The following is a 24,151-nucleotide window of genomic DNA, read 5'->3' on the forward strand; positions in this document are numbered from 1 at the left end:
CAGTACGTCCAACTCCCTTCAGGGCAGCCCGCGGCGGTCTCCGGAGTAGTTACCCTCCGTCGAGTCGCCCACCACGGGGAGCTGCCCGGGGCGGCCGCTTCGAGCACGCGACTCATTATCGCGTGGGCCGCCTTCCCTTTCGCCCCCGCTGCCGGGGGCATTCTGCGCTGGGGCGGTTGCCCACACCTACGCGAGCAACCGCTCCAGCACCACAGCGATCCCGTCCTCCTCGTTCGACGACGTCACCTCGTCCGCCACCGCCTTGAGTTCCTCATGCGCGTTGGCCATCGCCACCCCGTGGGACGCCCACGCGAACATCGCGATGTCGTTGGGCATGTCGCCGAAGGCAATCGTGTCGGCGGCCTTCAGGCCCAGGCGGCGTGCCGCGAGGGACAGCCCCGTGGCCTTGGACAGGCCGAGCGGGAGCAGCTCGACGATGCCCGCGCCGGCCATCGCGACCGAGACGAAACCTCCTGCGGCCAGCCTCGCCGCCTCGGCGAGTTCGTCGTCCGTGAGGGTCGGGTGCTGGATGTAGATCTTGTTCAGGGGTGCGGTCCACAGGTCGGACGCGTCCGTGAACGGGGTCGCGGGGAGCTTGCCCGTGACCGCGTACCCGGGACCGACCAGCACCTCGCCGTCCAGGCCGTCCCGGCTCGCCGCGAGGTACAGCGGGCCGACCTCCGACTCGATCTTGGCGAGGGCCACACCGGCCAGTTGACGGTCCAGCGTGACCGAGGTCAGCAGGCGGTGCTCCCCGGCGTCGTAGACCTGGGCGCCCTGGGCGCAGACCGCGAGGCCCTCGTAGCCGAGGTCGTCGAGGATGTGCCGGGTCCAGGGGGCCGCGCGGCCCGTCACGACGATGTGTGCCGCGCCCGCCGCGGTGGCCGCGGCGAGGGCGTCACGGGTACGCGACGAGATCGACTCGTCGGAGCGCAGGAGCGTTCCGTCGAGGTCGGTCGCGATCAGCCGGTAAGGGAAGTCGGCCGTCACTTGGCGACCGGCGTCAGGACCTCACGGCCGCCCAGGTACGGACGCAGCACCTCGGGTACGCGCACGGAACCGTCGGGCAGCTGGTGGTTCTCCAGGATCGCCACGATCGTGCGCGGTACGGCGCACAGCGTGCCGTTGAGCGTCGCCAGCGGCTGGACCTTCTTGCCGTCGCGCAGGCGCACGGAGAGGCGGCGGGCCTGGAAGCTGTCGCAGTTGGAGGCCGAGGTCAGCTCGCGGTACTTGCCCTGGGTCGGGATCCACGCCTCGCAGTCGAACTTGCGGGACGCCGACGAGCCGAGGTCGCCGGAGGCCACGTCGATGACCTGGAAGGGCAGTTCGAGGGCGGTCAGCCACTGCTTCTCCCAGTCCAGGAGCCGCTGGTGCTCGTTCTCCGCGTCCTCGGGGAGGACGTACGAGAACATCTCGACCTTGTCGAACTGGTGCACGCGGAAGATGCCACGCGTGTCCTTGCCGTACGTGCCGGCCTCGCGGCGGAAGCACGGGGAGAAGCCCGCGTAGCGCAGCGGCAGCTTGTCCGCGTCGAGGATCTCGTCCATGTGGTACGCCGCGAGGGGGACCTCGGAGGTGCCGACGAGATAGAAGTCGTCCTTCTCCAGGTGGTACACGTTCTCCGCGGCCTGGCCGAGGAAGCCGGTGCCCTCCATGGCGCGCGGGCGGACCAGCGCCGGGGTCAGCATCGGGATGAAGCCGGCCTCCGTGGCCTGCGCGATCGCCGCGTTCACGAGCGCCAGCTCCAGGAGGGCGCCGACGCCGGTGAGGTAGTAGAAACGCGAGCCGGACACCTTGGCGCCGCGCTCGACGTCGATGGCGCCCAGCGCCTCGCCGAGCTCCAGGTGGTCCTTGGGCTCGAAGCCCTCGGCGGCGAAGTCGCGGATCGTGCCGTGCGTCTCCAGGACGACGAAGTCCTCCTCGCCGCCGACGGGCACGTCGGGGTGCACGAGGTTGCCGAGCTGGAGCGCGAGGCGCTTGGTCTCCTCGTCCGCCTCGTGCTGCTCGGCGTCGGCCGCCTTGACGTCGGCGGCGAGCTGGCCCGTCTTCTTGAGCAGCTCGGCCTTCTCGTCGCCGGAGGCCTTGGGGATGAGCTTGCCGAGCGCCTTCTGCTCGGAACGCAGCTCGTCGAAGCGGACGCCGGACGACCTGCGCCGCTCGTCGGCGGACAGGAGAGCGTCGACGAGCGCGACGTCCTCTCCACGGGCGCGCTGGGACGCGCGCACACGGTCGGGGTCCTCACGGAGCAGGCGAAGGTCAATCACGCGGAACAGGCTACCGGTGCCGAGTTCCGGCTCACGACTCGGTATTCCGAACTGCGGCTTACATATAGTTATGGGGCATTTGCGGAGAGTGTTCCTATGTGGCGGCGCGTGTCAATGAAAAAGCGTCCCGCTCCCTGGAACGGGGCAGGCGCGAGGCGGCCTGTTGACCCGAATCCCTTGTGGCAAACGGGACTTGAGGCCGCGGTTGTCCACAGGAATCCACATCCCGGAAGAGTTATCCACAGGGTGTGCGAAAGATCTGTGGACACTGGAAATGATCATTTCCAAAGGGTTTCCCGAGGTGGGCGATTCCTGTCCCAAACGCGCTTCCTGCTCACTTTCGGGTGGAAATGCGTCGCTCCATAGGATTGCCTGAGGGAAACAGGTGGACGAAGAGTGACCTACGCGCCGGTGGACGCGTCGACGGCCTGTAGGGAGATTTGTCGACTGGATCGCACTTTGTTGTCGACTTGTCCCCAGGTCGAGAAGCGGACCTGTGGATAACTTCTGTGGATAACGAAGATACGCAGGTAGTACCGGGACGCTACACAGGTACCACCGGTCAGAAACGGCCGTCCTGGCAGTGCGCGACCCAGTCGGCCGCGGCCAGGAAATCCTCGTCCGAGGTGGCCGGGAACAGCGGCCGTACCCCGTCCACGCCGACGTCCGCGCGCGGGTACGAACCGAGGAAACGCACCTGGAGACAGATCCGCTTGAGCCCCGTCAGGGCCTCGGCCACCCGGCGGTCGGAGATGTGTCCCTCGGCGTCGATGCAGAAGCAGTAGTTGCCGATGCCGGCGCCGGTCGGGCGGGACTGCAGCAACATGAGGTTGATGCCCCGGGTGGCGAACTCGCCCAGCAGGTCGCGCAGTCCGCCGGGGTGGTCGTCGCGCTGCCAGATCACGACCGACGTCTTGTCCGCGCCGGTCGGAGCCGCGGGCCGGGCGGGCCTGCCCACCAGCACGAACCGGGTCTGCGCGTTCTCCGCGTCGTGGATCTCGGTCTCCAGCGCTTCGAGACCGTACCGGGCGGCGGCGAACTCACCGGCGAAGGCGGCGTCGTAGCGGCCCTCCTGGACCAGGCGGGCGGCGTCCGCGTTCGAGGCCGCCGACTCCCAGAGGGCGTCCGGGAGGTTCGCCTTCATCCAGTTGCGGACCTGCGGCTGGGCGGCGGGGTGCGCGGAGACCGTCTTGATGTCGGAGATCTTCGTGCCCGGCCTGACCAGCAGCGCGAAGGTGATCGACAGCAGCACCTCGCGGTAGATCATCAGCGGCGCACCCGCGACCAGCTCGTCCAGGGTGGTGGTGATGCCGCCCTCGACGGAGTTCTCGATCGGCACGAACGCGGCCTCGGCCTCGCCGCTGCGCACCGCGTCCAGGGCGGACTGCACCGACACGTACGGGATCAGCTCCCGGGTGGCCGCCTCGGGCAGCGTCCGCAGGGCGACTTCGGTGAAGGTGCCCTCAGGGCCGAGATACGCGTAGCTGGCTGGCATGACTTCACCCTAATGGGCCTTGCGAGACCCGGGGCACGCTTCCTGGCCCACCACTCCATAGGGCGACGGGCTCACCCCTCCAGCAACCGCTGCCCCACGTACTCGCCCTCCGCCGCCCCGCCCGGCACCGCGAACAGGCCGCTCGCCTCGTGCCGGATGTACGTCGACAGGGCATCACCGCGGTCGAGTTTCCGCTGCACGGTGACGAAGCCACGCAGCGGGTCCGCCTGCCAGCACACGAAGAGGAGCCCGGCGTCCGGGGTGCCGTCGGCGGCGATGCCGTCGTGGTACGAGAAGGGGCGCCGCAGCATCGCCGCGCCGCCGTTCTGGTCGGGCCGGGCGATGCGGGCGTGCGCGTTGATGGGGACGACCAGGGCGCCCTTCGCGTCGGTCTTCTCCAGGTCCATCGCGGTCGTCTCACCGCCCCCGGACAGGGGCGCCCCAGTGGACTTGCGGCGCCCGACGACGTTCTCCTGGGTGCCGTTCGAGAGCTTCTCCCAGTCGTCGAGGAGCATGCGGATCCGGCGTACGACGGCGTAGGAGCCGTTCGCCATCCACGCCGGGTCGCTCGAACCGGACGCCGGCACGAAGATCCGCTTGTCGAAGTCGGACTCGGTCGGCTTGGGGTTGCGGGTGCCGTCGAGCTGGCCCATCAGATTGCGGGCCGTCATCTTGTGGGCCGTCGCACCCGGCGTCCGGTTGAAGCCGTTCATCTGCCAGCGGACCTTGGCCGCGCTGCCCGCGTCCTGCTGGATCGTGCGCAGGGCGTGGAAGGCGACCAGCGCGTCATTGGCACCGATCTGCACCCACAGGTCGCCGTTGCTGCGCGCCTTGTCGAGGTGGTCGGAGGAGAAGTCGGGGAGCGGGTCGAGGGAGGCGGGGCGCTGCTTCTCCAGACCCGTACGGGAGAAGAAGGAGTTGCCGAAGCCGAAGGTGATCGTCAGGGAGGAGGGGCCCGCGTCCCGGGCGACATCCGTGTCGTCCTGCGCCGCCGACTCGCCGGCCATCAGCCGCTGGGCGGTCGTCGACCAGCGGCGCAGCAGGGCAGCGGCCTCCTTACGGCTCGCGCCCGCCGCCAGGTCGAAGGCGACGAGGTGGCCGCGCGCCTGAAGGCCCTCGGTGATGCCTGGCTGATGTTTCCCGTGAAACATTGCCATGTCCTCGCCCAGCGAGGTGAGCGGTGTGGCACCGGCGGGTGCGGACGCGTACCCCACGGCTGCGCCCGCCGCACCGAGCACGAGCCCGGTGGCACCGGCCGTACCGAGGAGCCGTCGACGGGAAATGCCCTCCCTGGGGGAGGTGTTTTCGGAAACGGCCTCCCCGGGGGACGCCTCTGCGTTGCGGGCCTCGGGAATGGACTGGTCAGGCATGGCGTGGTTCAGCCGATCTGCGCGTTCTTGTCGACGGTCGTCTGGTCGATGTCGGAGGTCCGCACGGTCACCGAGATCTTCCAGTCGCCCGCCATGGGGATCTGGATTCCGTTCGCGGCCCAGTGCCCGGTGGTGATCCGGTCGGGTGTCACGGGCAGCGGGCCGATCTTCTTGGCGGCGAGGGTGAAGGCGACCTTGACCTCGGGCACGTCGAAGGCCCGGCCGTTGGGGCGCTGCACATAGACGTGCATCTCGTTGCCGCCGACCCGCGCGGGGTCTAGGTCGAGGCGTATGACGCCCTTGCCGTCCGTGCCGCCGGTGTCGAACGACATGTCCAGGGTCAGGGCGCCGGCGGACGACGAAGAGGACGACGAGGAGGAGGCCTTGGCCGCCTTGGCGTCCTCCTCCGTGCGGCCCGGTTCGGTGGTCGTCAGGGCCGTGGTGACGGCGAGGACGACGACGGCGACGGCGGCCTCGGCGAGCACCGAGCGGCGCAGTCCGAAGCGGATCGGGTCGGCGTCCCGCAGGCGCTTCTGCCGGGTGGTGTCCACGGCGGCCTGCTGGCGGGCGAGTTGGGCGGCGCGCTTGGAGCCGCCGACCGCCTCGCAATCGGCGCTCTTGGCTGCCGCGGTCACATCGGACACATCGGAGTCGGCCTCGGCGGGCGCGGTGGCGCCGGCGACACTGGCCTTGGCGGAGGTCGTAGCGCCGGCGACACTGGCCACGGCGGACGCCGTAGCGCTGGAGTCGGCGGTCTTCGTGGACGCGGAGACGTGTGCCTTCTCCTTCTCCGGCTCACGTTCCTCGACGTCCTCGGCGACCGTCCCGGCCACCACAGCCGTGTTGTCCGCCAGCCGTGCCGTCCAGCGCCGCGAGATCGACGCGATGCCGATGAGCAGCGCCACGAGGCCGATCTTCACGAGCAGCAGCTGCCCGTAGCCGGTGTCGGTGAACGCCGACCAGGAGCCGAGCTGGCGCCACGACTGGTAGATGCCGGTCGCGACGAGCGCGAGGACGCTGCCGAACGCGATGCGCGAGAAGTTCTGTACGGCCGTCCGCCCGACCAGGTTGTCGGAGGGCGCCCGGTAGAGCGCGACGAGGAGGGCGGAGAGGCCGCCGAGCCAGGTCGCCACAGCCAGCAGGTGGACGACGTCGACGGGCATCGCGATGCCGGGCTGGAGCCCGGTCGAGGCGTGCTCGGCCATCGCCCAGCTCGCGGCGAGCCCGGCGGCGACCACACCGCCGCCGATCGCGAGACCGAAGGTGAGGTCTCGCTTCTCCTCGTCCTCCCGCTTGTCGTAGGCCCCGAAGAGCACGGCGATGAACAGCGCGGCGGCGGCGAGGAGCAGTAGCCGGGAGACGAGCGCGGCGCCCGTCTTGGTCTGGAGGACCTGGCCGAGGAGGTTCAGGTCGAAGATGTCGCCGAACTTCCCGCTGGTCGTGTACGAGCCGCGCAGGAGCAGCAGCCAGAGGGTGGCCGCGGTGAGCGAGACCCAGCCGGAGACGACCAGCCGCTGGAGGGCGCGCACTCCGGCGCCGCGCTGCCAGCAGGCCAGGATGAAGGCGGCGCCGCCGACCATGACGATGAAGCCGGCGTACGACATGTAGCGCCCGAAGCCGTACAGCCCGCCGACGAGCCCGCCGCCCACGTCCTGGTCGGAGACCGAGACGGTGGTCTTGGAGGGGGCGCCGACAGAGAAGGTGAAGGCGCCGGCGACGGGGTGGCTGTCGGCCGACACGACCTGCCAGGCCACCGTGTAGGTGCCGTCGGGCAGTCCGCTGCGGACCTGGATGGCGTACGTCGTACCGCTGATGTTGGACGGTTTGCCGACGTCGACGCGCTTGCCCTTGGGGTTGAGGACGCGCAGCGAGTCGTTGTTCGTCGAGACCTTCTCGGAGAAGGTGAGCGAGATCTGCGTCGGAGCCTTGTCGACCACCACCCCCGAACTGGGGTCGCTGCCGGTCAGCGCGGCGTGCGCGGAGGCCGTGCCCGCCCCGGCGAAGAGCATGCCGATGACAGCCAGGAGCAGCAGCACCAGGTTGCGGACGCGGGGGGTGATGGTCGTCTTCAAGGTGGGGGTCCCTCCCTCAGTGCCCGGTCGTGGGGTTGTACGTGGCCGACTTCACCGGCATCTCAACCGTGAGGGGGCCGGACTTGGCAAAGTGCAGCTTCACGGTCACGCTGTCGCCCTGCTTGAGCGTGTGCTTCAGCTTGTCGAACATCAGGTGGTTGCCCCCGCTCCTGAACACGAGTTGACCGTGTGCGGGCACATCGAGGGACTTCACCTCCTCCATCGACTGGCCGACCGTCTCGTGCACGCTGACGGGGCCGAGGTCGCTGGTGACGGAGGTCAACTCGTCCTTCGCGCCGCCCTTGTTGGCGATGTCCAGGAAGCCCGCCGCCATGTCCGAGACCGGCTGGGGCATATAGGCGGAGCTGACGGAGAGCTGGGCCTTCGCGTCGTCCGAGCCGCCGCAGCCGGTGAGGACCAGCGCGCCGGTCAGTACCGCGACGGGTGCGGCGAACTGCCTCACGGCGTCTCCCCCTTGACGATCTTGGGGAGGTCCTTGGTGTAGTCGTCGACGGTGGTGTCCTGGCCGTAGAGCAGGTATCCGCCGTTGGTCTTCGGGGAGAAGGCGACGACCTGGGTGCCGTGGACGGAGACCAGCTTGCCGTTCTTGTCCTTCGAGGTCGGCTCGATGGAGATGCCGATCGAGCGGGCGCCGGCCTGGATGGTCGCGAAGTCGCCGGTCAGGCCGACGAACTGGGTGTCGATGCCCTTGAGCCACTTGCCGAGCTCGGAGGGGGTGTCCCGGGACGGGTCGGTGGTGACGAACACGACCAGCAGCTTGTCCTGTTCGGCCTTGGGCAGCGCCTTCTTGGCGACGGCGATGTTGTTCATCGTCAGCGGGCAGATGTCGGGGCAGTGGGTGTAGCCGAAGTAGATCAGCGTCGGCCGGCCCTTGGTCTCCGCCCGGAAGTCGTACTTCTTGCCGTGCGTGTCCGTGAGGACCAGGTCCGGCTTCTCGAACGGGGTGTCGAGCACGGTGGCGGCCTGTGTCGCGGTGTCCTCGGAGACCACGGAGACGGGGCTCTTGCCGTCGTCGCCGCTGCCGCAGGCGGAGAGCGTCAGGGTGGCGGCGGTGAGCAGAACAGCCGCCGCGAACGTCTTCTTGCGCATAGAGAAATGTCCCAGTTGTGAGAGCTCCGGCGCGCACCGGGGTCGTACGAAAGAGTCGCACGGACCCCTGTGCGCACCATGAGCGGACGGGCCTCAGACGGTCGTACGCCGTCGGCCGGCGAGAACGCCGTACGCCACGCCCGCGGCGCCGACGGCGATGCCGACCACGCCGAGGACGCGGGCGGTGGTGTCGGAGGAGCCGGCGGACGACGACGTGGAGTCGGCGGCGGTGGTCTCGGTCTTCGCGGCCTTGTCGGAGGCGTCCTCGGCGGTCGCGCCGGAGGCCGAGGCGGAGGCGGAGGTCAGCGTGAGCGTCGGCGCCGGGTTCTCGGGCTCCTCTTCGCCGTCCTTCTGCACCTCGATCCAGCGCACGACGTCCTTGTCGGAGTACGTCTGGAGGGCCTTGAAGACGAGCTGGTCGGCGTCCGTGGGCAGCATGCCGACGGAGACCGGGAACTTCTGGAAGTAGCCGGGCTCGACGCCCTTGCCGGTCGCGGTCCAGGTGACCTTGGTGACGGCCTCGGTGATCGTCTCGCCGTGCATCTCGGCCGGCTTGGCCAGCTTCGACTTGGTGACCTTGACGGTCCAGCCGCTGATCGGCTCCGGCATCACGGAGGCCAGCGGGTGCTCGGTCGGGAAGGCGACTTCCAGCTTGGTGGTCGAGGCGTCGTCACGCTCGTTCGGGACCTTGAAGTCGACGACCGCGTAGCCGCCCTTGACGGCCGCCCCCTCCGGCTGCACGGAGACGTGCGCGAAGGCGGGGGAGGACAGGACGAGCACGGCCGAGCCGGCGACGGCAGCGGCGGCGGCGATACGAGAGGTCTTCATGGAAAGGAGCACTCCACTTCGAGTTCGAGTGAGTTCCGGTGGTGAAGAGGGGCGCGTGGTTCCCCGGCTGAAAAAGACGGGCACGCGCGCGTGCCGCACGACGGCGGCCTCTTCACGCACAGGAGGGAGTGCGGGGTCGGTGGTCGCGTCGCGTCAGGCGGCGAGGGCGTGTGCGGCGGCGGCCGGCGGGCCGCGGCGGATCACCGAGTGCTGGAGTGCGGTGGTGTGCGGCGCGGGCGGTGCGGAGAAGGCGGTACGGCGCAGCCTCGGGCCCGCCTCGGGCGCCCCCGGCAGCCCGGCCCGCAGGGCGCGCACCAGGACGAGCGCTCCGCGCAGGGACCGTACGAGCGCCCCTTCCGCGACTCCGTGCGCCGACAGTTCCATCAGGCGCAGCAGCGCCAGGTCACCGCGCCGCAGCAGCCAGCCCGCGGCGAGCGCCGCGAGGACGTGCCCGAGCAGCATGGACAGGGACGGGAACAGCGACATCGAGGAGCCGCCGGAGGCGGACATGGCGTCCGCCGGGTGGTGCATCGACCCCATGCCGCTCATCGCGCTCATCGAACTCGTCGAGCCCGAAGTCGGCAGGAGCCGCGCGTTGGTGAGGATCTGGTGGGCCTGCGCCGGGCTGATCGCCGCCGCGGTGGTCCCGCACAGCAGATGCGCGGCCCGCGCGACCAGCGAGTGGTCGGACGCCGACAAGGTGCTGTCGGCCGACGTGCCGGCGGTCTGACCGAGCCCGAACAGCGTGTGCAGCGCGGTCTGTCCGACCGCGAGCAGCGCCGCGATGCCCGGCAGCGAGCGCTCGCGCCCGGCGAGCGGTGCCACGACCAGGAACGTCGCGAGGAAGCCCGCGCCCACCGTCCACAGCGGAACGGTCGCGCAGGAGGCGAGCGCATGACCGGCCGCGGCCAGCACGACACAGACCGCGGCGAACACCGCGGCCCGCAGGACCCGGAGTTCACCTCGGGAGCGCGTCGTACGTGGGTGGGGGGCAGTCATGGCGGGCTCATCATCGCACCGGCCTTATCGCCGCTATACGGCAGGTCCGCAACATCGGGGCCATAGTGTGTCGTAGGTCACAAGGATCACTCTCCGACGTGAGCTACCTCCGGATACACCAATTACGTTTGGGACACATCCCCCATATGGGCGGCATCACGTCAACTCCGTGCTTACACAGGGGCACTGGCGGCAATAGGTATCACTATGTCGAGCCGCGGCCGGGAGGCTGGAGCATGAGCATCTGGTGGTCACTCCATCTGAGGCGCGAGGCCGCGAGCGTTCCGCTCGCCCGGCGGCTTCTCCTCGGCACGATGGAGACCGCGGGCGTCGACCCGGACATCTCCTACGACCTCTCCGTCGCCCTCAGCGAGGCCTGCGCCAACGCCGTGGAGCACGGCGGCGACACGGCGCACGGCATGCCCTCGGGGGCGTACCGGGTCACCGCGTACCTCGACGGCGAGAAGTGCCGTATCGAGGTCGCCGACTCGGGCCCCGGCTTCGCCCGCACCCACTCCGTCCGCCCGGCCCCGAGCGAGGCCGAGAACGGCCGTGGCCTGTGTCTCATCCAGGAGCTCGCCGACCACGTCCACATCGGCAACAAGCCGGGCGTGGGCGGCGCGGTGGTGAGCTTCGACAAGATCCTGAAGTGGCGGAAGGACGCGCCGCTGATGGCGGTGTGAGGGTGCGGGCGAGGCGGGTGAGCTCTGCCCGCCGGCCCGGCGGCAGAATCGGCGGATGGACATCCGACCCGAACAACTGGCCGACGGCGTGACCCTGCGGATCGCCGAGCGGGACGACGCCCCGGCCCTCGCCGCCGCCTTTGTCGAGAACCGCGGCCCCTGGGAGCCGTACCGTCCGGAGTCCTTCTTCACTGCCGAGGGGCAGCGGGCGCGCCTGGAGGCGCAGGCCCGGGAGTACGCGGAGGGCCGTCTTGTGCCCTGGCTCCTCGTGTCCGGCGGACGGATCGCCGGGGCCGTCACGCTGTCCGGGGTCGTGCTCGGCCCTTTCCGCAGCGCCTGGCTCGGCTACTGGATCGCAGCCGACCGGCAGGGGCGCGGCCTGGCCACCGCCGCTGTCGAGCGGGTGTGCCGGATCGCGCGGGAGACGGTCGGGCTGCACCGGCTGGAGGCGAGCACGCGGCCCGACAACCTGGCCTCCCAACGCGTCCTGGAAAAGAGCGGGTTCGAGCCGATCGGCATGGCTCCGCGCTATCTGCACATCGGCGGGGAGTGGCGGGACCATCGGTTGTTCCAGCGGATCCTGCACGACGACGACCCGACTTCAGCTTTCTGAGGATTCTTACCTCGCGCACAGCCCAGGCCCATGCCCCTGACGGCTGCCGTCCCTAGCTTCGCGATCATGACGGGAAACCACAGAGAAAAAACGATCAGTCGGCGCCGCGCCATCGCGGTGACCGGCGGGACGGTCGCGGCGGGCGGGCTGGTGGCGGCCGGGTTCCAGTCGGCGTTCGCCGACACCTCCGACACGACGACCGACGCGGACGCGACGGCCTCGGCCAGTTCGACCAGTAGCGAGTGCATGACGCTGATGACGAGCGTCACGGAGGGCCCCTACTACCTCGACGGTGCCTTGGTGCGCAAGGACATCACCGAGGGCAAGGCGGGCGTCCCGCTCACCCTGCGCCTGACCGTGGTCGACGCCACGGACGGCTGCACCCCGGTCTCCGGCGCGGCCGTGGAGATCTGGCACTGCGACGCCTGGGGCTACTACTCCGGCTACACCACCGCCAACCCCGGCGGCTCGGCCCCCGCGGAGAGCGAGGAGGGCGACTCCGCCAACGACCTGACGTACCTGCGGGGTTACCAGGTCGCCAACGCCAACGGGGTCGTCAAGTTCGAGACGATCTTCCCGGGCTGGTACACGCCCCGCACCTGCCACATCCACGTCAAGGTGCACACCGGCGGCGAGAAGGCGGACGGCACCTACGAGGGCGGCAAGGTCAACTACACCGGCCAGCTGTTCTTCGCCGACGACATCGCCGAGGAGATCTTCACCCTCGACCCGTACGCCAAGCACACGGGCTCGTACACCGTCCTCGCCGACGACATGGTCTACGACGGCGGCGGCGCGACCAGCGGCCTGCTCACCCTCAAGGCCGTGCACAAGAAGGACCCGTCCAAGGGCTACAAGGGGTCCCTGACGCTCGGCGTCGACCCGGACGCCGAGAGCACGGGCGCGGGCAGCGGCGGAGGCGGTACGCCCCCGAGCGACGCCCCGACGGGCACGCCGCCCAGCGACAGCCCCTCCCCTTCGGCCTCCGCCTCCTCGTAAGGTACGACGATGCAGAGCCGCGAGGACGAGGCACTGGCGCGGGCGGCCGTGGACGCGCTCACCGGGCAACTGGCGCTGGCTCCCAAGCCGGGCCTGCCCGATCCGCGTGACCTCGATGCCCGCACGACCCGGGTGGACCACCGCGCCCTGCGCTGGTCGGCCAAGGCGCTGATCCCCGGCCTCGCGGCGATGGCGGCGGCAGCCCGCCGCACAGGTGAGGCAACTCCCGTGCTCCGCGCGGAACTCGGCGCGATCGGCCGCTGCACCGAGCACTCGGTGGCGCTCGCCGGCGGCGGCCACCGCGGCGCCCTGTGGGCGCTCGGCCTGTTGGTCGCGGCGGCGGCCCTGGACCCCGATGCCGGGGCGAAGGACGTCGCGGCGACCGCGAAGCGCATCGCCGCCCACCCCGACCGCCGCGCCCCGCGCAGGCCCTCGCGCGGCTCGTCGATCTCGGCGAAGTACGGGGCGGCCGGCGCCCGGGGCGAGGCGAAGGCCGGATTCCCGCACGTACGGCGGGCGTTGGACACCCTCGCCACGACCCGCGCGGTCGGCGCCACCGAGACCCAGGCCCGCCTCGACGCCCTGCTCACCGTGATGTCCACCCTCCAGGACACCGAACTCCTGCACACCGCGGGCCCGTTCGGCCTCCGGCACGTCCAGGCGGGCGCCCGCGGCGTCCTGGAGGCGGGCGGTGCGTCGACGGAGCCCGGTGCGGAGGCGCTGGCCGCCCTGGACGCCGACCTGCACGCACGCGCGTGGAGCCCGCGCGGAAGTGCGGGGCTCCTGGCGGGCGCGCTGTTCCTGGATTCGTTGCCGGCCCGCTCGCCGGCGTCGGCCACCTGATCCCTCGCCGGGCGGGCGGCGTGCTGCCGGCGGCTGCGCTGTCCGGCTCGCTGCCGGTCAACTCACCAGCGCCGGCGGCCTGATCGCCTCGTCCGCCTCCGCGGCGCGGCCCGCGGCCCGCCGCGCCGCCGGGCCCATCGCGTACGACGCCACCAGGGTCGCCCCGCCCAGCAGCAGCCAGCCCGGCGTCCCCCACTCCAGCAACAGGGACGTCAGCACCAGGGGACCCATCGTCCTCGCCACGGTTACCCCCGTCCCGAAGAAGCCCTGGTACTCGCCCACCCGGTCGGCCGGAGCCAGGTCGAAGGACAGCTGCCAGGAACCCGCCGACTGGCCCATCTCGGCGGCGACCTGGAGCACCGCGCCCACCACCAGCGCCCCCACGGCCACCCATGGGGACGCGCCCGCCGACAGCGCGAACACCGCGCAGGCCGCCAGCATCACCCAGCCCGACCGTCGCACCGCGCGCGTGGCCGACGCGAGCCCCGTGACCCCGCGGGCCGTCCGCACCTGGAAGACCATCACCGCACCGGTGTTGAGGACGAACAGCGCGGAGACCAGCCAGGTCGGCGCGTCGGTCCGCTCGGCGATCCACAGCGGCAGCCCGAGGCTGAGCAACGGCATCCGCAGCAGCAGCACGGTGTTGAGCAGCGTGACGACGACGTACGGCCGGTCCCGCAGGACACCGAGCGCATCGGCCTTCCGCGCCTGGGCGCGCCGTACCGACGGCAGCCGCGCCAGCAACCCCGCGCACACCAGGAAGCTCACCGCGTCCAGCGCGAACACCCCGAGGTACGCCGACCGCGTCCCCGCGCGCAGCGCGAGCCCGCCGAGGCCCGCGCCCACCGCGAGCCCGGCGTTCAGCGTCGACTGCAGATGAGCCAGCAGCCCGGTCCGCTCCCCGGCCGACACCAGCCCCGCCAGCAGCGCCTGCCGGGCCGCCGCGAGCCCCGACTGCGCGGACGCGTAGGCGCACGCGGCGATCACGAACGGCACGAATCCCCGTACGACGAGGAAGGACGCCACCGCGAGCCCCGTCGCCAGCGCCAGCAGCACCGCCGTACCGCGCGGCCCCCGCCGGTCGGCCAGCCGCCCCAGCGGCACCCCCACCAGCGAACCGACGGCCCACGCGAGGGTGAGCCCTAGGCCCACGCGCGCGGGGGCGAGACCGACGACGTGGGTGAAGTACAGCGCCGAGGTCACGTAGTAGGCGCCGTCGCCCACGGCGTTGGTCAACTGGGCCAGCGCGAGGGTGCGTTGCGGGCCCGCGGGCGGGACGAGCGAGTTCGTCATGGGTACGACGTTAGAAGCTCGGTGGGCCTGTGGTGAGGCCCAATAGTCGCTCCTTTCGTTGGTCCAATCACGGCCCCTTCAGGACCTGTCTCACCGGTCGCCTTCAGGACCCGTCCAGCACCCGGCCCAACGCTTCCAACACCTCCGGGTAGACCCGTTCCCTGGGCGTCCCGTACCCCACGACCAGCCCCTGCGGGCGCCCCTCGCCCGCCGTATGCCAGTGCTCCCCGAGCCGCCCCACCGCGAGCCCCTCCTTCTCGGCCCGCGCCAGCACGGCCTCCTCGTCCGCGACCTCGACCAGCGCGTGCAGCCCCGCCGCGATGCCGTAAACGTTTGCGTGCGCTCCCAGCCGGTCGAGGAGCTGGTCGCGGCGGCGCCGGTAGCGCAGTCGGCACGCGCGCACGTGACGGTCGTAGGCGTGGCTGTCGATCAGTTCGGCGAGCGCCAACTGGCCGATGGTCTCGGTGTGGTGGTCGCTGTGCAGCTTGGCGTCGGCGACCGCGTCGACCAGGTGGGGCGGCAGCACCATCCAGCCGAGCCGCAGCGCCGGCCCGAGCGTCTTGGAGGCGGTGCCCAGGTACACGACCTGGCCCGGTGCCATCCCCTGGAGGGCGCCCACGGGCTGCCGGTCGTAGCGGAACTCCCCGTCGTAGTCGTCCTCGATGATCAGCCCCCCACGCGCGCGTGCCCAGTCGGTCAGCGCCCGTCTGCGCTCGGGGTGCAGGGTCACACCGGTCGGGTACTGGTGGGCCGGTGTGACCACCACGGCCGCCGCGGCCCCCAAGTCCTCGGCGCAGACGCCCCGTTCGTCCACCCGTACCGGCACCACGTGCCCGCCGTTGTGCCGCACCACCTCCCGGTGGAAAGGCAGTCCGGGGTCCTCCATGGCCACCTTGGAACCGTCGAGCACGCGCGTGAGGAGCGCGAGTCCCTGCACGTACCCGGAGGTGATCACGATCCGCTCCGGCGGCGCGATCACCCCGCGGGCCCGCCCCAGGTACCCCGACAGCGCGGTGCGCAGTTCGATCCGGCCGCGTGGATCGCCGTAGTCGTACGCCAGGGAGGGCGCCGTCGCGATGGCCCGGCGCAGCGCCCGCAGCCAGGCCGCCGCCGGGAACGCGCCGACGTCGGGGCTGCCCGGCCGCAGGTCGAAACGGGGTATACGCGCGCGTGCCGCCGCGCCCGGTGCCTCCGCGTCGACGGAGGGCAGCAGCGCGACCTGCGTGCCGGAGCCCTGGCGTGCGGTCAGATACCCCTCGGCGACGAGCTGGTCGTAGGCCGCCTTCGCGGTGCCCCGGGAGACGCCCAGCTCGGTCGCGAGGCGCCGGGTCGCCGGGAGCCGCGTCCCGGGCGACAGCCGTCCGTCGCGTACGGCGTCCCGCAGCGCGCGTTCGAGACCGACCCGGCGGCCTCCCTCCGGGTCGGGCTCCAGATGCAGGTCGACCCCGACGCCGGACCAGAAGTCGTTCACGAGAAAAGCCCTCCCCCTAGGCATACGACTGGCCGGGCACCGTACGTGTGCCCGGCCATCAGTCTTCTATCAGCAGTCAGCCCTTGAGGGACGCCATCCACAGCTCGACCTCGGACGAGGTCCGGGGCAGCGCGTCGGACAGGTTCCGGTTGCCGTCCTCGGTGACGAGGATGTCGTCCTCGATGCGGACGCCGATGCCGCGGTACTCCTCGGGGACGGTCAGGTCGTCCGCCTGGAAGTACAGGCCCGGCTCCACCGTGAGGACCATGCCCGACTCCAGGGTGCCCTCCACATACGTCTCGGTCCGCGCGGCGGCGCAGTCGTGGACGTCCATGCCGAGCATGTGGCCCGTGCCGTGCAGCGTCCACCGGCGCTGGAGGCCCAGCTCCAGGACACGCTCCACGGGGCCCTCGACGAGCCCCCACTCGACGACCTTCTCGGCCAGCACGCGCTGCGCCGCGTCGTGGAAGTCGCGGTACTTGCCGCCCGGCTGCACCGCCGCGATACCGGCCTCCTGGGCCTCGTACACGGCGTCGTAGACCTGCTTCTGGATCTCGCTGAAGCGGCCGTTGATCGGCAGGGTGCGGGTGACGTCGGCGGTGTACAGGGTGTGCGTCTCGACGCCGGCGTCCAGGAGGAGCAGGTCGCCGGAGCGGACCGGGCCGTCGTTGCGCACCCAGTGCAGGGTGGTGGCGTGCGGGCCCGCGGCGCAGATGGAGCCGTAGCCGATGTCGTTGCCCTCCACGCGCGCGCGGAGGAAGAACGTGCCCTCGATGTAGCGCTCGCTCGTGGCCTCGGCCTTGTCGAGGACCTTCACCACGTCCTCGAAGCCGCGGACCGTGGAGTCGACGGCCTTCTGCAGCTCGGCGACCTCGAACTCGTCCTTGACCAGGCGTGCTTCGGAGAGGAAGACCCGCAGTTCCTCGTCGCGCTCGGCGGTGACCTTGTCGGTCAGCGCGGCCTCGATGCCGGCGTCGTAGCCACGCACGACGCGGACGGGGCCGGTGGCCTCGCGCAGGGCGGCGGGCAGTTCGCGGACGTCGGAGGCGGGGATGCCGTAGAGCTTCTCGGCCTCGGTGAGGGAGTGGCGGCGGCCGACCCACAGCTCGCCCTGGCCGGAGAGCCAGAACTCGCCGTTCTCGCGGTCGGAGCGCGGCAGGAGGTAGATCGTCGCCTTGTGGCCGTCGGCGGTGGGCTCCAGGACGAGGACGCCGTCCTCGGTGAGGTTGCCCGTCAGGTACGCGTACTCGACCGACGCCCGGAAGGGGTACTCGGTGTCGTTCGAGCGGGTCTTGAGGTTGCCGGCGGGGATCACCAGGCGCTCGCCCGGGAAGCGCGCGGAGAGCGCGGTACGGCGGCGGGCGGTGTGCTCAGCCTGCTCGACAGGCCGCAGGTCGTGCAGCTCGGTGTCGGCCCAGCCGGACTTCATGCTGTCTGCGAGTTCGTCGGACACGCCCGGGTACAGACCGTTCTTCCGCTTCTTGATGGGCTCTTCAGGCTGCTCAGGCTCCGCTTCCGGGGTCTCCGGATTGAGCTCGTCGGCCACGGTCATCCTCCTAGATACGGCACTGGACCCCGTCCATCGTACGGTCGTACGGAAGGGGGTCCAGGGCCGTATGGCCTGTTACACATGGCTTCGCGGCGACTACTCGAAGCGAGCCGCCAGCAGGACGACGTCCTCGTCGCTGTCGGCCGTGTCTAGGCCGTCCGGCAGCACGGTCCGCAGCACGTGGTCGGCGAGGGCGACGGGGTCGCCGCGCAGTGCCCTGGGGACGCTCGCCGCCGCCGCGTGGAGCCGGGCGAAGGCGCGGTCCATGGGCTCGCCGGTGCGGTGCAGCAGCCCGTCCGTGTAGAGCAGCACCGTCTCGCCGGGCTCCGCCTCCAGCTCCACGCTCGGTGCCTCCCAGCAGGCGAGCATGCCCAGCGGCGCGGACACGGAGGTCTCCACGAACTCCGTGCGCCGCTCGCCGACCAGGAGCGGCGGGCTGTGCCCGGCACCGGCCAGGGTGATCTTGCGCAGCGCGGGCTCGCAGTACGCGAACAGGGCGGTGGCCGAGCGGGCGGGTTCGGTGAGCCTGAGGAGCAGTTCGAGGTCGGACAGGACCGCGACCGGGTCCTCGCCCTCCATCACCGCGTACGCCCGCAGGGACGCGCGCAGTCGGCCCATCGCGGCGATGGCGCTCGGCCCGGAGCCGGTCACCGAGCCGACGGCGAGGCCGAGCGCGGCGTCCGGCAGCGGCAGCGCGTCGTACCAGTCGCCGCCGCCGCGCGGACCCGTGCGGTGCAGTGCGGCGAGCTGCACACCGGCCACGCGGGGGAGCCGGGACGGCAGCAGCTCCTCGGAGATGGTCGCCATGCACGCGCGCGTGCGCTCGACTTCGAGGACCCGGGCGAGGTGCTCGGTGGCGTAGCGGGCGTACAGGCCGACGAGATGGCGCTGCCGCTCGACCGGTTCGGCGGGCTCGTCGTACAGCCACACGGCGGCGCCCAGCCGCCCGGCCGCGTCGGTCGCCAGGGGCAGCGCGTAACTGGCCGCGTAGCCCAGGCGTACGGCGACCTCGCGGTGGCGTGGGTCGAGGCCGTCCTCCGCGAACAGGTCGGGGTGGACGATCTCGCCGCCCTCGCCGCCGGGAACTCCGTCGAGAATCTGGCCGTAGGACATCGCTCCGCGCGGGACGGTCTCGATGTGGCCGAGGTCGGAGCGGGCCAGGCCCAGGCCGATGGTGGTGTCGGGGCCGAGGCCGTCGCCGGGTTCCAGGACGACGAGTCCGCGCCGGGCGCCCACCAGGGCGGCTCCGGCGCGCAGCAGCTCCTGGAGCGCTTCGTCGAGTGCGTCCGTGCGTGCCAGCCGCTCCGTGAGTTCATGGAGGGTCGTGAGATCGGACACCCAGCCGGCGAGCCGGTCCTGGAGCAGGGCACCTGGCGCGTTCAGAGCGGTATCTGGCGTGTTCTGGGTGTTCGAAGAGGGGGCCGGAGGGGTACCGGTGGCGGCAGGCGCGGGCGCGACAGTGTGTGCGGGCGAGGGAACCGTTGAATCGATTCCAGCCACTTTCGGAGGGTGAGGGGCGTTCATGGCGTCCGGCTTTCCGACCGGTGCGTATTGCTCAAAAGCATCGCAAACCCCCATGTCATTCTGCGCCGCTAGCAGTGTCTCCACATGTACACGCACTCGTTAGGGGATGTCCAGCATTGTCCTGCTGGGATTCCTGGTGTCCATGGGTTGCACGGGGGCATTTCGCTCTCCCCTTGCGGATTGGCAAAGTTGGCTTGAAACTGCATCAGGGGACGGTCCATTGCGGTCGACTGGGCTTGCTCGACGGAGCGTCACAGCGGTCGTGATGGGTACGTACTCGGAGAAGGCCAGGGGTGGCTGGGGGCCACCCGGAACCTGGTGCGGGACCCGGGCGTCTTAACCACCGACGATCGTGACCCATCCTCCCGTGGCGGAGGCGGAGAGAAATACGCGGGACGGCAAAACGCCAGACTTCGCCACCCCCACGCCACGCCCATGCTTTTCATGCACGCACGGGTTCCCCCTGCCAGAGGCAGGGGTGTGATGCGCCAACAGGTACGCACAGTGAAGTGATCGACACATGGTGTGATGTGGTCCTCGGTGTTGCCAGCGGTGCAACGGAAAGGAACGAGCGCTCATGCGCGAGATCCTCGGAAAGCGACGCAGGCTCCTGTCCAGGCGAGACAACAGGAGGTCTGAGATGCTCAGCGCGGCCCTGACCTTCGCGACAGAATGGCAATGGCCCGTACTCCCGGGCGTGGCACCGGATCCCGAGGGGCGTGCTCTCTGCGGCTGCCCGGATCCGGACTGCTCCGTGCCCGGTGCACACCCCTTCGACCCCGGCCTCCTCGCGGCCACCACCGACGCCCGCATGGTGCGCTGGTGGTGGGGCAACCGGCCCGCCGCGCCGATCGTCCTGGCCACCGGCGGCAAGGCTCCCTGCGCGGTCAGCCTGCCCGCCCTCGCGGCCTCCCGGGCCCTCGCCGCGCTCGACCTCCAGGGCATGCGCCTGGGCCCGGTCGTCGCCGCGCCGACCCGCTGGTCGCTGCTCGTCAAGCCGTACTCCCTGGAGCAGTTGGGCGAACTGCTCTACGCCAAGGACCACGTTCCCGGCTCCCTCCGCTTCCACGGCGAGGGCGGCTACCTCGCCCTGCCGCCCACCGAGACCGGCCAGGGCCAGATCCGCTGGGAGCGCGCCCCGCTGCCCGGCTCGTCCTCGCCCTGGGTCCCCGATGTCGAGGCCGTGGTGGACGCCGTGGTCGAGGCCCTCACTCGTACGGGTGTGAGCGCCCCCGAGTTGTAGGGGTGTCGGGCGCGCGCGGAACGTGGCGCCCGTGGTTGGTCGTTATCTTCCGCTGTATGAACCTTCGTCTGCTCGCCCTCGCGGGCGTCGCGGTGTGCGCGGTCGCGCTGCCGCTGGCCGTGGCGTCCGCGGGACCCGTACGCGACGAGGGTCACGCGGTCGTACGGTCCCTGTCCCGCGGCTCCTTCGACGACGACCCGAAGGCACCGTCGGCCGCGCCTTCTCCGGCCCGCTCCCCGCGGACGCTCGGCCTGGGGCTGGCGACGGCGGCCCGTTGCGGACCCGAACTCTCCTCACCCGACGGCATCGAGGCGCAGACCTGTGTCATGACGCAGGGTGAGGACACCTGGGCGCGCACGTACTACCGCAACGCGACCGGCGACGACCTGGATTCGGTGCTGAGCCTCATGGGTCCGGCGGACCGCACGGTGCAGATGCACTGCGCCGTGAGCGCCGAGGACGAGCCCTCGCTGTGCGAGACACCCCGGGAGCGCACACAGGGCGGACTGGCGGCCTACACGGCCGTCGCGGAGTTCGCCGGGCGGAGCGGGAACGGGCCGCTGTTGCTGCGCTCGGGGAGCAACTCCTCGGCGCCTACGGCGAGTTGACGGACGGCATCGTTCCGTACACGCGGGCCGGGCATGAAAAGACCCGGTTGCTGGCGACGGGGGATGCACCAGCAACCGGGCTACTCGAACGGTAACAAGAGATCGGCGGTTCGCAAATTCGATCTCGGCTATTCGGACACCGACTTCCCTTTCACAACGGGGAGTTGTGACAGGAGTCACCGGAGTGAACAGGCCTGTTGCGACTGAACGGTCGGTCAGTCGAACCCCTGCCCCCTTCCGTCCGTCAGCTGAGCGTGACCTGGCGGTTGGTGAGGCCGCCCCGCGCGCGGCGCTCGTCCGCGGTGAGCGGCGCGTCCGCGGCCAGTGCGGCGGTGAGGCGCTCGGCGAACTCGGCGGCGGGCTTCTCGATGTCGTCCGCGCCGACCCCGCTCGGCAGGTCCCAGACCGGCACGGTCAGCCCGTGAGCACGGAAGGATCCCACGAGGCGGGTGCCCTCACCGAGACCGGAGCGGCCCGCGGCGTGCAGCCGTGCCAGAGCGTCCAGAAGCTGCTCCTCCGGGTACGGCATGACCCAGCGCAGATGGTTCTTGTCCGGCGTCTCGCACCAGTACGCGGCGTCCACGCCCTGGAGCTTCACGGTCGGGATGGCGGCGGCGTTGGCACGCTCCAGGGAGGCGGTCACCTCGGGCGCCGCGTTCTCCGCCTCGGGGACCCAGAATTCGAAGCCCGGGTGCACAACTGGCTCGAACGCGCCTTCCGGGTCGAGCAGTTCCTGCAGTCGCGGACCGTCGGCCGGGGCCCGGCGGGCCTGCACCGGAGTGCCCGGATCGGCGACCAGCGCGCGCTGGAGGGTATCGGCGAGGTCGCGGCTGATGTCGCCGGACGCCGTGTCGTTCTGCAGGCCGAGCAGCACCGAGCCGTCGTCGCGGCGCAGGGCCGGCCAGGCCATCGGCAGCACCGTGGCGAGCATGACCGACGGGACGCCCTCGGGGAGGCCGCCCTTCAGGGGCAGTGCGACCGTGGCGGCGGGCACCAGCTCGCGCAGCGCCACCCAGTCGCCCTCGCCGGGCAGTCCCTCGAAGGGGCGCTGCACCAGCTCGGTGGCCGCGTGCGCGGCGGCCCGGCCGTGGCAGGCCTTGTAGCGTCGGCCGCTGCCGCAGGGGCAGGGCTCGCGGGCACCGACGACCGCGACCTCTCCGTCGCTGAGCTGCGGCCGCTTGGCCGTGGTCTGGGGGCGCTTCTTGGCCATCGTGGGTGTCTCCCGGTTACGGCTCGTCTCGTACGGGCGGGAGCCTAGCCGTTCACGCCATGACCGACGGGAGCCTGTGGACAACCCGGCAGGTGTGGACGGCGGCCTGTGGACATCGCCGCCGGCGCCGGACAGGTGCCGACCGGTGTGTCAGTCCAGGTCGTCGAACGCGTCCGCGAACTCCAGCCGGGAGACCGCGGAGACCGTGGGGGCGGTGACGCGCGTAGCGAAGTCGTCGCGCCGGTGCGCCGCTTCCGGATCATCGACGACGTCGTGCACGACGACCCACACCGTGACCTCGCCCCGGGTGTCGTCCCGCACGCCCCAGTCGTCGGCCAGCGCCGTGATGATGTTCAGCCCGCGCCCGCCGTGCGCCGTCACCGACGGGGTGGCCGGAGCCGGGCGCGTCGGGCCGCCGCCGTCCGTCACCTCGACCGTGAGCCGTCCGCCCGTGTCCACGCGCCAGGCGCACCGGACGTCACCGTCACCGGCCAGGGCGTCGCCCAAGGGCCGGCCGTGTTTGCACGCATTGCTCAGAAGTTCGGAAAGGATCAGTACGGCATCGTCGATGACCGCTTCCGACACACCGCCCGTGCGCAACTGATCGCGCATGCAGTGTCTTGCTTCCCCCACGCCCGCAGGGCCATGGGTTACGGCCATGCTCGACGACGTGGGCACCTCCTGTGCCACCACCAACGCCACCCCCGAGACCTCCTTCGCCCCACGCCACGGTGTGGATGCCCCATGGGCCTGTACCGGAAACCGGCCAATCCACGTTCAGTGACGCATTCGCAACGATCGAACACGGACCGAACGCGCCGGAGCACTCCCTGTAATCGGGTGGCTTGTTTTCGATGGTGTGGCCGAGTTCGGAGGATGGTGCAGGTGAGGTGCCCGGGTCAAGGGGTGTTTGGTGGTCTTTATGAGGTTCTTTACTGTCCGCGGCCGAGCTGGCTCAGAACGGCCCGCGGCCGGTTGGTGATGATGGCGTCAATGCCCAGGTCAACGCAGAGATCGACGTCCTCGGGCTCGTTGACGGTCCACACGTGCACCTGATGACCGGCGTTTTTCAGCCGCTCGATGTACGCAGGGTGATTGCGCACGATCCGGATCGAGGGGCCCGCGATCCGGACACCGGCCGGAAGTCGCCCGTCCCTCAGTCGGGGCGAGAGGAACTGCAGCAGGTAGACCGTCGGCAAGGTCGGGGATGCGGCCCGCACCCGGTGCAGCGAGCGTGCCGAGAAACTCATGACCCGTACCGGGGAGTCGGCGGCGGAGGCCGGGGCGTCCAGCCCGAACCGCTTCAGGAGCACCAGCAGCCGTTCCTCGACCTGCCCGGCCCAGCGCGTCGGATGCTTCGTCTCGATGGCCAGCTCCACCCGGCGGCCCGCGTCCGCGACGAGTTCGAGCAGCCGCTCCAGGGTGAGCACGGAGGTGTCCTCGTGGTCCTCCGGAAGGTGCTCCCAGTCCGGCTCCTCGTCCCGCGTCTTCCAGGAGTCGCGGGACAGGTCGCGGCCCTTCCAGGAGCCGAAGTCGAGGGCGGCCAGATCGGCCAACTCCAGTGCGGAGACCGCGCCGCGCCCGTTCGACGTACGGTTGACGCGGCGGTCGTGGACACAGACGAGATGGCCGTCGGCGGTCAGCCGTACATCGCACTCAAGGGCGTCCGCGCCGTCCTCGATCGCCTTCTTGTACGCGGCGAGGGTGTGCTCGGGGGCCTCCTCGGAGGCTCCGCGGTGGGCGACGACTTGGATCCGGTGCTGCCGTGCGTGGGTCACCGCGTCATGGTGCCACCGCAAAGGGGTGCACGTGGAACCGGGAAGGTGTAGGTATATGCCTTTTTGGTGTTAATGACCACTTATAAAGGATCGCCATGAACCCACAGGCACCGCTTATGGTGCCCTGACGTCCGGTGGGAAAAGCTGACGGCATACAAAAGCACCTGCACAGCTGTTTCGCGCCGGACCGTCGACAAGC

Annotated in this window: 22 protein-coding genes; 6 read left to right on the forward strand and 16 right to left on the reverse strand. The window is 70.9% G+C overall.

From position 1 onward, the window contains the following. Nucleotides 1-186 precede the first annotated feature (186 nt). The 9 genes from AB0I69_RS08355 to AB0I69_RS08395 form a co-directional block, all read right to left on the reverse strand. Nucleotides 187-990: an HAD family hydrolase gene (locus tag AB0I69_RS08355; protein WP_363094774.1), complete on the reverse strand. Its 804-nt coding sequence runs from the start codon at nucleotides 988-990 to the stop codon at nucleotides 187-189. Then, on the reverse strand, nucleotides 987-2,264 hold the full coding sequence (gene serS, locus AB0I69_RS08360; RefSeq protein ID WP_363094776.1) for a serine--tRNA ligase: 1,278 nt from the start codon (nucleotides 2,262-2,264) through the stop codon (nucleotides 987-989). Before serS ends, AB0I69_RS08355 begins: the two co-directional genes overlap by 4 nt. A 562-nt stretch (nucleotides 2,265-2,826) precedes the next feature. Further along, a complete protein-coding gene (gene pheA / locus AB0I69_RS08365; protein WP_363094777.1) occupies nucleotides 2,827-3,759 on the reverse strand; it encodes a prephenate dehydratase in 933 nt (310 codons plus the stop codon). Nucleotides 3,760-3,830: 71 nt separating this feature from the next. Next, nucleotides 3,831-5,129 carry an iron uptake transporter deferrochelatase/peroxidase subunit gene (efeB, locus tag AB0I69_RS08370; RefSeq protein WP_363094778.1) on the reverse strand — a complete coding sequence of 433 codons (1,299 nt, stop codon included), beginning with the start codon at nucleotides 5,127-5,129 and terminating at the stop codon, nucleotides 3,831-3,833. Nucleotides 5,130-5,137: 8 nt separating this feature from the next. Then, nucleotides 5,138-7,201: a copper resistance protein CopC gene (locus AB0I69_RS08375; RefSeq protein WP_363094779.1), complete on the reverse strand. Its 2,064-nt coding sequence runs from the start codon at nucleotides 7,199-7,201 to the stop codon at nucleotides 5,138-5,140. A 16-nt stretch (nucleotides 7,202-7,217) separates the two neighbouring features. Then, entirely contained in the window at nucleotides 7,218-7,664 is a 447-nt protein-coding gene (locus tag AB0I69_RS08380; protein WP_363094780.1) for a copper chaperone PCu(A)C, read from the reverse strand. Then, nucleotides 7,661-8,311 carry an SCO family protein gene (locus AB0I69_RS08385; protein WP_363094781.1) on the reverse strand — a complete coding sequence of 217 codons (651 nt, stop codon included), beginning with the start codon at nucleotides 8,309-8,311 and terminating at the stop codon, nucleotides 7,661-7,663. The genes AB0I69_RS08380 and AB0I69_RS08385 overlap by 4 nt, the downstream gene beginning before the upstream one ends. A 93-nt stretch (nucleotides 8,312-8,404) precedes the next feature. Then, complete coding sequence (locus AB0I69_RS08390; protein WP_363094782.1) at nucleotides 8,405-9,139, reverse strand: YcnI family protein; 735 nt, start codon at nucleotides 9,137-9,139, stop codon at nucleotides 8,405-8,407. Nucleotides 9,140-9,292: 153 nt separating this feature from the next. Continuing rightward, complete coding sequence (locus tag AB0I69_RS08395; RefSeq protein ID WP_363094783.1) at nucleotides 9,293-10,138, reverse strand: hypothetical protein; 846 nt, start codon at nucleotides 10,136-10,138, stop codon at nucleotides 9,293-9,295. Nucleotides 10,139-10,374: 236 nt separating this feature from the next. Here AB0I69_RS08395 and AB0I69_RS08400 point away from each other — a divergent pair, with 236 nt between their 5' ends. From AB0I69_RS08400 to AB0I69_RS08415, 4 genes are all read left to right on the forward strand, one after another. Then, on the forward strand, nucleotides 10,375-10,821 hold the full coding sequence (locus AB0I69_RS08400) for an ATP-binding protein (protein WP_363094784.1): 447 nt from the start codon (nucleotides 10,375-10,377) through the stop codon (nucleotides 10,819-10,821). A 55-nt stretch (nucleotides 10,822-10,876) separates the two neighbouring features. Beyond that, nucleotides 10,877-11,434: a GNAT family protein gene (locus tag AB0I69_RS08405; protein ID WP_363094785.1), complete on the forward strand. Its 558-nt coding sequence runs from the start codon at nucleotides 10,877-10,879 to the stop codon at nucleotides 11,432-11,434. Between the two features lie 66 nt (nucleotides 11,435-11,500). Further along, on the forward strand, nucleotides 11,501-12,433 hold the full coding sequence (locus AB0I69_RS08410) for an intradiol ring-cleavage dioxygenase (protein ID WP_363094786.1): 933 nt from the start codon (nucleotides 11,501-11,503) through the stop codon (nucleotides 12,431-12,433). Nucleotides 12,434-12,442: 9 nt separating this feature from the next. Then, nucleotides 12,443-13,276 carry a triphosphoribosyl-dephospho-CoA synthase gene (locus tag AB0I69_RS08415; RefSeq protein WP_363094787.1) on the forward strand — a complete coding sequence of 278 codons (834 nt, stop codon included), beginning with the start codon at nucleotides 12,443-12,445 and terminating at the stop codon, nucleotides 13,274-13,276. Between the two features lie 57 nt (nucleotides 13,277-13,333). On the opposite strand, the gene AB0I69_RS08420 is transcribed toward AB0I69_RS08415, so the two are convergent. From AB0I69_RS08420 to AB0I69_RS08435, 4 genes are all read right to left on the reverse strand, one after another. Further along, a complete protein-coding gene (locus tag AB0I69_RS08420) occupies nucleotides 13,334-14,569 on the reverse strand; it encodes an MFS transporter (RefSeq protein WP_363094788.1) in 1,236 nt (411 codons plus the stop codon). Between the two features lie 103 nt (nucleotides 14,570-14,672). Next, complete coding sequence (locus AB0I69_RS08425) at nucleotides 14,673-16,040, reverse strand: PLP-dependent aminotransferase family protein (protein WP_363094789.1); 1,368 nt, start codon at nucleotides 16,038-16,040, stop codon at nucleotides 14,673-14,675. Nucleotides 16,041-16,116: 76 nt separating this feature from the next. After that, nucleotides 16,117-17,592: an aminopeptidase P family protein gene (locus AB0I69_RS08430; protein ID WP_363094790.1), complete on the reverse strand. Its 1,476-nt coding sequence runs from the start codon at nucleotides 17,590-17,592 to the stop codon at nucleotides 16,117-16,119. Nucleotides 17,593-17,685: 93 nt separating this feature from the next. After that, on the reverse strand, nucleotides 17,686-19,113 hold the full coding sequence (locus AB0I69_RS08435; RefSeq protein ID WP_363094791.1) for a PP2C family protein-serine/threonine phosphatase: 1,428 nt from the start codon (nucleotides 19,111-19,113) through the stop codon (nucleotides 17,686-17,688). Nucleotides 19,114-19,690: 577 nt separating this feature from the next. Between AB0I69_RS08435 and AB0I69_RS08440 the strand changes: the two genes are divergently transcribed. After that, nucleotides 19,691-20,356: a bifunctional DNA primase/polymerase gene (locus AB0I69_RS08440; protein ID WP_363094792.1), complete on the forward strand. Its 666-nt coding sequence runs from the start codon at nucleotides 19,691-19,693 to the stop codon at nucleotides 20,354-20,356. Between the two features lie 56 nt (nucleotides 20,357-20,412). Then, nucleotides 20,413-20,964 (forward strand): hypothetical protein, encoded by a 552-nt coding sequence (locus AB0I69_RS08445; protein WP_363094793.1) that lies wholly within the window; start codon nucleotides 20,413-20,415, stop codon nucleotides 20,962-20,964. Nucleotides 20,965-21,208: 244 nt separating this feature from the next. On the opposite strand, the gene AB0I69_RS08450 is transcribed toward AB0I69_RS08445, so the two are convergent. The 3 genes from AB0I69_RS08450 to AB0I69_RS08460 form a co-directional block, all read right to left on the reverse strand. Continuing rightward, complete coding sequence (locus AB0I69_RS08450; protein WP_363094794.1) at nucleotides 21,209-22,174, reverse strand: DUF5926 family protein; 966 nt, start codon at nucleotides 22,172-22,174, stop codon at nucleotides 21,209-21,211. A 150-nt stretch (nucleotides 22,175-22,324) separates the two neighbouring features. Next, nucleotides 22,325-22,834 carry an ATP-binding protein gene (locus tag AB0I69_RS08455; RefSeq protein ID WP_363095035.1) on the reverse strand — a complete coding sequence of 170 codons (510 nt, stop codon included), beginning with the start codon at nucleotides 22,832-22,834 and terminating at the stop codon, nucleotides 22,325-22,327. A 272-nt stretch (nucleotides 22,835-23,106) separates the two neighbouring features. Further along, on the reverse strand, nucleotides 23,107-23,952 hold the full coding sequence (locus tag AB0I69_RS08460) for a glycerophosphodiester phosphodiesterase (RefSeq protein WP_363094795.1): 846 nt from the start codon (nucleotides 23,950-23,952) through the stop codon (nucleotides 23,107-23,109). Between the last annotated feature and the right edge of the window lie 199 nt (nucleotides 23,953-24,151).

It is taken from the genome of Streptomyces sp. NPDC050508, from assembly GCF_040655155.1.
Taxonomy (GTDB): domain Bacteria; phylum Actinomycetota; class Actinomycetes; order Streptomycetales; family Streptomycetaceae; genus Streptomyces.